Raw genomic sequence first — 7,719 nt, 5'->3', positions numbered from 1 at the left:
TCGATCAAGCGATGGGCCAGGCGATTCGCGCGGCGGTTCACCTCGGCGTAGTTCAGGCGCTGTTGGCCAAACACCAACGCCGGTGCGTCCGGCCGGGCCTGTGCCTGGGCTTCGAACAATTGGTGTACCCACTGGCCTTGCGGGTAGTCGCGCTCAGTCGCGTTCCAGCCCGAAAGCACTTGCTGACGCTCGGCTTCATCCAGGGACGACAGGTCACCCAGACGCTGTGGCGCCGGACCGGCCAAGCCGTGCAACAGGCGCTGGAACGACCCGGCCAGGTGGCGAATCTGCGCCTGGCTAAACAGCTGCGCATCAAAGCTGAATTCGAACTCCAGGCTTGCGCCCGCGCCCAACAACACGGTCAGCGGGTAGTGAGTCTGTTCGACATTCTGCACCTGGCTGAACATCAACCCAGCCGTTGCGCCCTCGGCCAGAGCCTTGGACACCGGGTAGTTTTCGAACACCAGCAGCGTGTCGAACAACGCCGCACCACCCGCCCCCGCCCAGCGCTGGATATCGAACAGCGGCGTGTGTTCGTGTTCCCGCAGGCTCAGGTTGTGCGCCTGCACCTGCTGCAACCATTCGCCCACCCACTGTTGCGGGCACGGCGTGGCAATCACCGGCAAGGTATTGATGAACAGGCCGACCTGTTGCTCCACGCCCGGCAAAGCAGCGGGCCGACCGGAAACGGTGGCGCCGAACACCACGCTCTGCTGGCCGGTCTGACGTTGCAACAACAGGGCCCAGGCGGCTTGCACCAGGGTATTGAGTGTGACTTTGTGCGCCTGGGCACAGGCTTTGAGTTGGGCGGTTTGCTCGCCAGTCAAGGTCACCAGATGGCTGGCCTTGGCTGCCGACGGCTCGGGGGAGGCGCCAGGCGCCAGCAAGGTCGGCGCCGGCAACCTTGCCAGTTGGGCTTTCCAGAAGGCCTCGCTGACTGACGCGTCCTGGGCTTGCAGCCAGGCGATGTACTCGCGGTAATGCCCCTGCACCGGCGCCAATGGCTGGCCCGCATAGTGCTGCAAGACTTCGCCGAACAACTGCGCACGGCTCCAGCCATCCAGCAGGATGTGGTGGTTGGTGTAGATCAGATGGAAATGATCGGCGCCGAGGCGCACCAGCTTCAGGCTCAACAGCGGCGCGCGTTCCAGCGCAAAGCCCTGCGCCCGTGTCGACTCACTCAGCGCCTCCAGCGCTGCGTGCTGGTCCGGCCGGGTCTGCCAGTCATACTCGGCGAACGGCAAGGTGACTTCGCGGTGCACCGCTTGCAGCGGCTGCGCCTGGGTTTCCTGCCAGACAAAGCCGCTGCGCAACATGTCATGCCGCGCCAGCACCTGGGCCCAGGCTTGCTGGAAGCGCGCCACGTCCAACCCGTGGATATCAGCGCGCAACTGGCTGACGTAGATGTCGTCGCTCCCCTGCTGATACAGGCTATGGAACAACATGCCCTGCTGCATCGGCGACAGCGGGTACAGGTCCTGCACCTCGCGGGCCGGCAAGTCCAGCGCATCCAGCTGGGGCTGGGTCAGTTGCGCCAGCGCCACATCGGACGGGGTGAAACCGCCTTGCTGCGGGTCGACGCAATGCTCGATCAGTGCCAGCAGTTCCTGGCGGTAGTCATCCGCCAATTGCTGGAGGGTCGAGGTCTGGAACATCTCGCGGCTGAAGCCCCATTGCAACGCCAGCTCACCGCCATACACCTGCCCTTCCACCGTCAGCCAGTTGGCCAGCGGTGCCTCGGGATCCTGAGCTTGCCCGCTGCCCTGGGCCGCCGGCACGAACAGCGCCGACTCATCGAACTGACGGTCGAACTGCCCCAAATAGTTGAACGTGATGCGCGGCACGGCCTGGCCGGCCAGGCTGGCACGCGCCTCGTCCGAGCCCAGATAGCGCAGCAGGCCGTAACCCAATCCCTTGTCCGGTACGGCGCGCAGCTGTTCCTTGACCGACTTGATCGCGTCGCCCAGCTCGCCGCCCGCCTGCAAACGCACCGGGAACAGACTGGTAAACCAACCCACGGTGCGGGTCAGGTCGATATCGTCGAACAGATCTTCGCGGCCATGACCTTCCAGCTGGATCAGCGCCGCGGACTGGCCGCTCCAGCGGCTGATCACCCGCGCCAACGCGGTCAGCAGCAAATCATTGACCTGAGTACGGTAGGCCGCCGGGGCATCCTGCAACAGTTGCCGGGTCTGCTCGGCGCTGAAGCGGATTTCCAGCTTGCTGCCCAGGCGGTTTTGCAGGCCGCCCTGGGGGTTGTCACACGGCAAGTCGGCCTCGACAGACTGCGCCTGCCAATACGGCAGTTGATCGTCCAGGCGTTGCGCATGGGCCTGCAACCGCTGCGCCCAGTGCTGATAGGCACTGGTCTTGGCCGGCAGTGCCGCGTCGCGGTAAGCCTGCTGCAAATCCTCCAGCAGAATGCGCCAGGACACACCGTCCACCACCAGATGATGCACCACCAGCAACAGGCGTTGCGTGCCGTCGGCCATTTGCACCAGGGCCGCGCGCAGCAGCGGACCTTGTTCCAGGTCCAGGCTGCGTTGGGCGTCATCGCACAGGGCAGCCAGTTCAGTGTCGTCAGCGGCATGGCGTTGCCACAGCGGGGTTTCGGTGATCGGCTCGGCATGGCGCTGCTGCCAACCGCCGCCCTGCGGCACGAAGCGCAGGCGCAAGGCGTCGTGATGGTTGATCAGCCGGGTCAGGGCCGTTTCCAGACGCGTCGGCTCCAGCGCTTGGCGCGGCGTCAGCAACAGCGACTGGTTCCAGTGGTGCCGGGCCGGGATGGCCTGGGCGAAAAAGCCCTGCTGCACAGGGGTGAGGATGACCTCGCCAGTGACCGGCCCCTGGTCGATGACGGTCGCTTGCTCATGGCGCGCCACCAGCGCCAGGCTGCGCACGCTCTGGTACTGGAACAGGTCACGCGGGCTGAGGCGAATACCTGCCTGACGCGCGCGGCTGACCACCTGGATCGAGATGATCGAATCGCCGCCCAGCTCGAAAAAGTTATCGTCCAGGCCGACTTTTTTCACGCCCAGCACGTCGCTCCAGATCGACGCCAGCGTGATTTGCAGGGCGTTTTCCGGTGCGCTGTAGGCCTGCTGCGGCGCCGCATCCGGCACCGGCAGGGCCTTGCGGTCGAGCTTGCCATTGGCGGTTACCGGCAGCTTGGCCAGCGGCACGATATGGGTCGGCACCATGTACTCGGGCAAGCTGCCAAGCAGCCAGGCCTTGAGGTCGCTCGGTTGTTCGGCTTCCAGCACCAGGTAGGCCACCAGTTGCTTGCCGCCCTGCACCAGCACCACGGCCTCGCGCACTTGCGGGTGCTGCATCAGGCGCGTTTCGATCTCGCCCAATTCGATGCGCAGGCCACGCAGCTTGACCTGATGATCGAGACGGCCAAGGTAGTCGATCACCCCGTCGGCGCGCTGGCGTACACGGTCGCCCGTGCGGTAAAGGCGCTCGCCGCTCAGGAACGGGCTGGGCACGAAGCGCTCGGCGGTCAATGCCGGGCGCCGGTGGTAACTGCGCGCCAGGCCGACGCCACCCAGGTACAACTCGCCGGCAACACCGGCAGGCACCGGGTTGAGTTGGGCGTCGAGCACATAGGTGCCGAGGTTGGCGATCGGGCGACCGATCGGCACGGCATCGCGGCCTTCGTCGACGCAGGTCCAGTGGGTCACGTCGATAGCCGCTTCGGTCGGGCCGTAGAGATTGAACAGGCCGGCCCCGGGCAGCTTGGCGAACACTTGCAGCTGTGCGTCCAATGGCAGCGCCTCGCCGCTGCACACGATGCGCTTGAGGGAGGTGCAGGCTTGCACGCCCGACTCATGGATGAACGCCTGGAGCATCGAGGGCACGAAGTGCAAGGTGGTGATGCCGAACTGGCCGATGGTCTCGATCAGGCGCGCCGGCTCGCGGTGCTCACCCGGCGCTGCAACCACCAGGCGTGCGCCGGTCATCAGCGGCCAGAAGAACTCCCACACCGACACATCGAAACTGAACGGGGTTTTCTGCAATACCGCGTCGCCGGCATCCAGACCGTAGGCCTGCTGCATCCAACACAGGCGGTTGACCAACGCACGGTGGCTATTGCCGGCGCCCTTGGGCTTGCCGGTGGAACCGGAGGTGTAGATCACGTAGGCGAGGTTCAGCGCGTGAACCTCCACGGCGGGCGATTCGTCACTGTAGCCGTCAAGCCACTGGGCGGGCTGGTCGAGGGCAATCACCTGGATGCCCTCGGCAGGCAGCGACGGCAACAGGCTGTGCTGGCTGAGCAGCAGGCGGATGCCGCTGTCTTCGATCATGTAGGCCAGGCGTTCGCGCGGGTATTCCGGGTCCAGTGGCACATAGGCGCCGCCGGCTTTGAGAATGGCCAGCAGGCCCACCACCATTTCGATGGAACGCTCGACGCAGATCCCCACCAGCGAATCCGCCCCGACGCCCTGCGCACGCAGGGCATGGGCCAACCGGTTGGCGCGGGCATCGAGTTGCCCATAGGTCAGGCTGACCGTACCGAACAGCAGCGCCGGCGCCTGCGGTGTGCGCTGCACCTGTTGTTCGATCAGGTGATGGATGGCGCAATCGGTCGGATACGGTTTGGCGGTCTGGTTCCAGTCCTGAACCAGCACCCGCTGTTCATCGGCGACCAACATCGGCAACTCACCGACGCGCTGCTCGCCGTCGGCCACCATGGCCTGCAACAGGCTGATCCAGTGGCGTGCCATACGGGCGATGCTGGGCGCGTCGAACAGATCGTTGGCATAAGTCAGCGCCGCGTGCAGGGTGCCGGACTTCTCGAAGGTATCGAGGGTCAGGTCGAACTGGGTGGTGCGGCCTTGCCACTGCACCAGCGACAACTCCAGGCCGGAGGCGGTGCTGACCGAGGCGATATCGGCCACCACCGGCTGGTGGTTGTACATCACCTGGAACAACGGCGTGTGGCTCAAGCTGCGCTCGACTTTCAGTGCTTCCACCAGGCGTTCGAACGGCAATTCCTGGTGATCCTGGGCACCCAGTGCATGCTCCTTGATGCCTTGCAGCAGCTCGGCAACGCGGGTTTGTCCGGTCAGCTCGGTGCGCAGCACCTGGGTGTTGACGAAAAACCCGATCAGCCCTTCGACTTCGCTGCGGTTGCGGTTGGCGATGGGCACGCCGATACGGATATCGCCCTGGCCGGTGTAGCGATGCAGCAGCACATTGAAGGCGCCGAGCAGCAGCATGAACAGGGTGACATTGTGCTGTTGCGCGCAGCTGCGCAATTGCGCGGCCAGCGCCGGGTCAATCGCAAAGTCATGGCGTGTGCCCTGGTAGCTGGGCATGGCCGGGCGCGGGCGGTCGGTGGGCAATTCCAGCACCGGCTGCTCATCCCCCAGGCGCGCTTGCCAGTACTCGAGTTGACGGGCCTGCTCCCCCGCCTCCAGCCAGCGGCGCTGCCACAGGGCGTAATCGCTGTACTGGATCGGCAACACCGGCAATTGCGGTGCTTCGCCGCGCTCATGGGCGTCGTAGCAGCGGATGAACTCGTCGATCAGCACATTCATCGACCAGCCATCGGAAACGATGTGGTGCAGGGTCAGCAGCAAGACATGCTCGTGCTCGTCGAGCTTGAGCAACTGCACACGCAGCAGCGGGCCGTTTTCCAGGTCGAACGGCAGCAGCGATTGGCGCGTCGCGGCGTCGATAACGGCCTGCTCGCGTTCGGCGACGGCCAGGTGGCTCAGGTTCGTCTGCTCGACGGCCAGCTCTGGCATCCGCGCAACCTGTGCCAGGCGCTCATCCGCCTGGCGCTGGAACACCGTATGCAGGGTTTCGTGCCGTGCCACCAGGCTGGCGAACGCCTGCTCCATCGCAGGAAGGCTCAATACGCCCTTGAGTCGCACCGCCCCCGGCAGGTTATAGGCACCGCTGGCCGGGTCCAGTTGCCACAGAAACCACATGCGCTGCTGCGCGTAGGAGAGTGCCTGGCGATCCTCGGTCTCGACCCCTGCCGGTATGGGAAACCGCGAAAAATCCACGCCTTCTTTCTGCAGGGCCTGCAGGAACAGCTGACGCTTTTCCAGGGGCAACCCGATAAACCGGCGAGCAAGTTTCAAGGAGTCTTCAGCATTCATTTCTTGGAGTCCGGAGCAATAGGCAGGAAGCACAAAGGCACGTCGTCCCTATAAAACGAACCGGAGAGGGAAAAATTAGCGGGGGGATATTGGCTGCTATCTACAAGGAATGCGGGCTGCCGGGAAGCGCCCTACGAGAAACCCATACGGCGCCTACATCTCTTGAAGCGCCTGGAACCTAGGGTGAACGGCGCCCGATCATCGAGCAGGTGCCGTCAGGAGAAACGACCCGTGAATCGTCCATTGAAATACCAGTGTCATAGCGGCTCAGTAGAAACCAGCGTCGAAGACAACTGCCTGTATGGAAGGCTATTACACATCGATGCCTTGGTGAGTTATGAAGGCCAAAACCGCAAGGAACTGGAGATTGCCTTTCGCCAGGCAGTGGATGACTTTATCAACGGCGAGGCGGCGTCCACCCCTCACCCCAATCGCCGATAACCCAGCACCGCCGCCCCCAGCACCACCGCCCCTGCCGCCAGCGCCACCCAGAAACCGCTGGTGGCGCCAAAGTGGTCGATCAGCCAGCCGGAGCTGGCGGCACCGATGGCCACGCCGATGCTCAGGCCGGTGATCAGCCAGGTCATGCCTTCGGTGAGGCGGCTGGGCGGGACGATTCGCTCCACCAGGGCCATGGACACGATCAGGGTGGGGGCGAAGAACAGCCCGGAAATGAAGATCGCCACGGCAAGCCCGGGAATGTTGCTCACCAGCAGCAGCGGCAAGGTGGTCAGCGCCGTGGCCACGCCACAGAACAGGAACTGGCGGGGCAGCGGCGCCTTGAGCTTGAGGGTGCCAAAGGCCAGCCCGGCCAGGCATGAACCGATCGCATAAACCGACAGCACAATACTCGCCGCCGCCGGCTGGCCCTGTTGCTGGGCGAAGGCCACGCTGACCACATCCACCACGCCGACGATCACCCCCATGGCCAGCAGCAGGATCATCAGGATCAGCACCGGCGGCGAAGCGATCAGCCAGCGCCCGTGATGTTCGTGGCGGGCGTGCACCGGGGGTTCGGTCTGGCGTTGCAGCACGAAGGCCGTCACGCCCACCGCCAGCAGCAACGCCGCGACCAGCGGCCCGGCCTCGGGAAACACCACCACGCAGAGCCCCACCGAAATCGGCGGGCCGATGATGAAACACACTTCGTCCAGCACCGACTCCAGGGCAAACGCGGTTTGCAGCCGGGGCTGGCCGCGATACAACTCGGTCCAGCGCGCCCGCACCATGGCCGACATATTGGGCATGCAACCGGCCAACGCGGCAAACAGGAACAACGTCCAGGCCGGCGCCTGCAAGTGGGTGCACAGCAACAGCAGCAACAGCGCGCCGCCGCCGATCAGCGCGGCAATCGGCAGTACCCGGCCCTGGCTGTAGCGGTCCACCAAACGTGACACCTGGGGTGCGCAAAACGCCGTGGCCAAGGCAAACACGGCGGCCACCGAGCCCGCCAGGCCGTAGCCGCCGTTCACTTGGGAGAGCATGGTGATCAGCCCGATGCCCGTCATGGAAACCGGCATGCGTGCGAGCATGCCGGCCAGTACGAAGGCACGCGCGCCAGGGGCCTGGAACAACTCGGCGTAGGGGTTTGCCATGACGTGAAAAG

3 protein-coding genes are annotated in these 7,719 nt (G+C 64.9%); 1 reads left to right on the top strand and 2 read right to left on the bottom strand.

Translation table 11 applies throughout. From position 1 onward, the window contains the following. On the bottom strand, window positions 1-6,113 hold a 6,113-nt coding region (locus tag ACW9IB_RS25030; RefSeq protein WP_457415891.1), incomplete at its 3' end, for an amino acid adenylation domain-containing protein. 231 nt (window positions 6,114-6,344) lie between these two features. On the opposite strand from ACW9IB_RS25030, the gene ACW9IB_RS25025 reads away from it, so the two are divergent. Then, the gene (locus ACW9IB_RS25025; protein WP_457415890.1) at window positions 6,345-6,554 is read left to right on the top strand and encodes a hypothetical protein; all 210 of its coding nucleotides are present in this window, start codon (window positions 6,345-6,347) and stop codon (window positions 6,552-6,554) included. Here the strand turns inward: ACW9IB_RS25025 and ACW9IB_RS25020 are convergent. After that, the gene (locus tag ACW9IB_RS25020) at window positions 6,536-7,708 is read right to left on the bottom strand and encodes an MFS transporter (protein ID WP_457368268.1); all 1,173 of its coding nucleotides are present in this window, start codon (window positions 7,706-7,708) and stop codon (window positions 6,536-6,538) included. The genes ACW9IB_RS25025 and ACW9IB_RS25020 overlap by 19 nt on opposite strands. Window positions 7,709-7,719 lie beyond the last annotated feature (11 nt).

It is taken from the genome of Pseudomonas sp. SDO524_S393, assembly GCF_054071875.1.
Note: the sequence above shows the minus strand (reverse complement) of the source record. Positions and strands in the feature narration are given on the sequence as shown.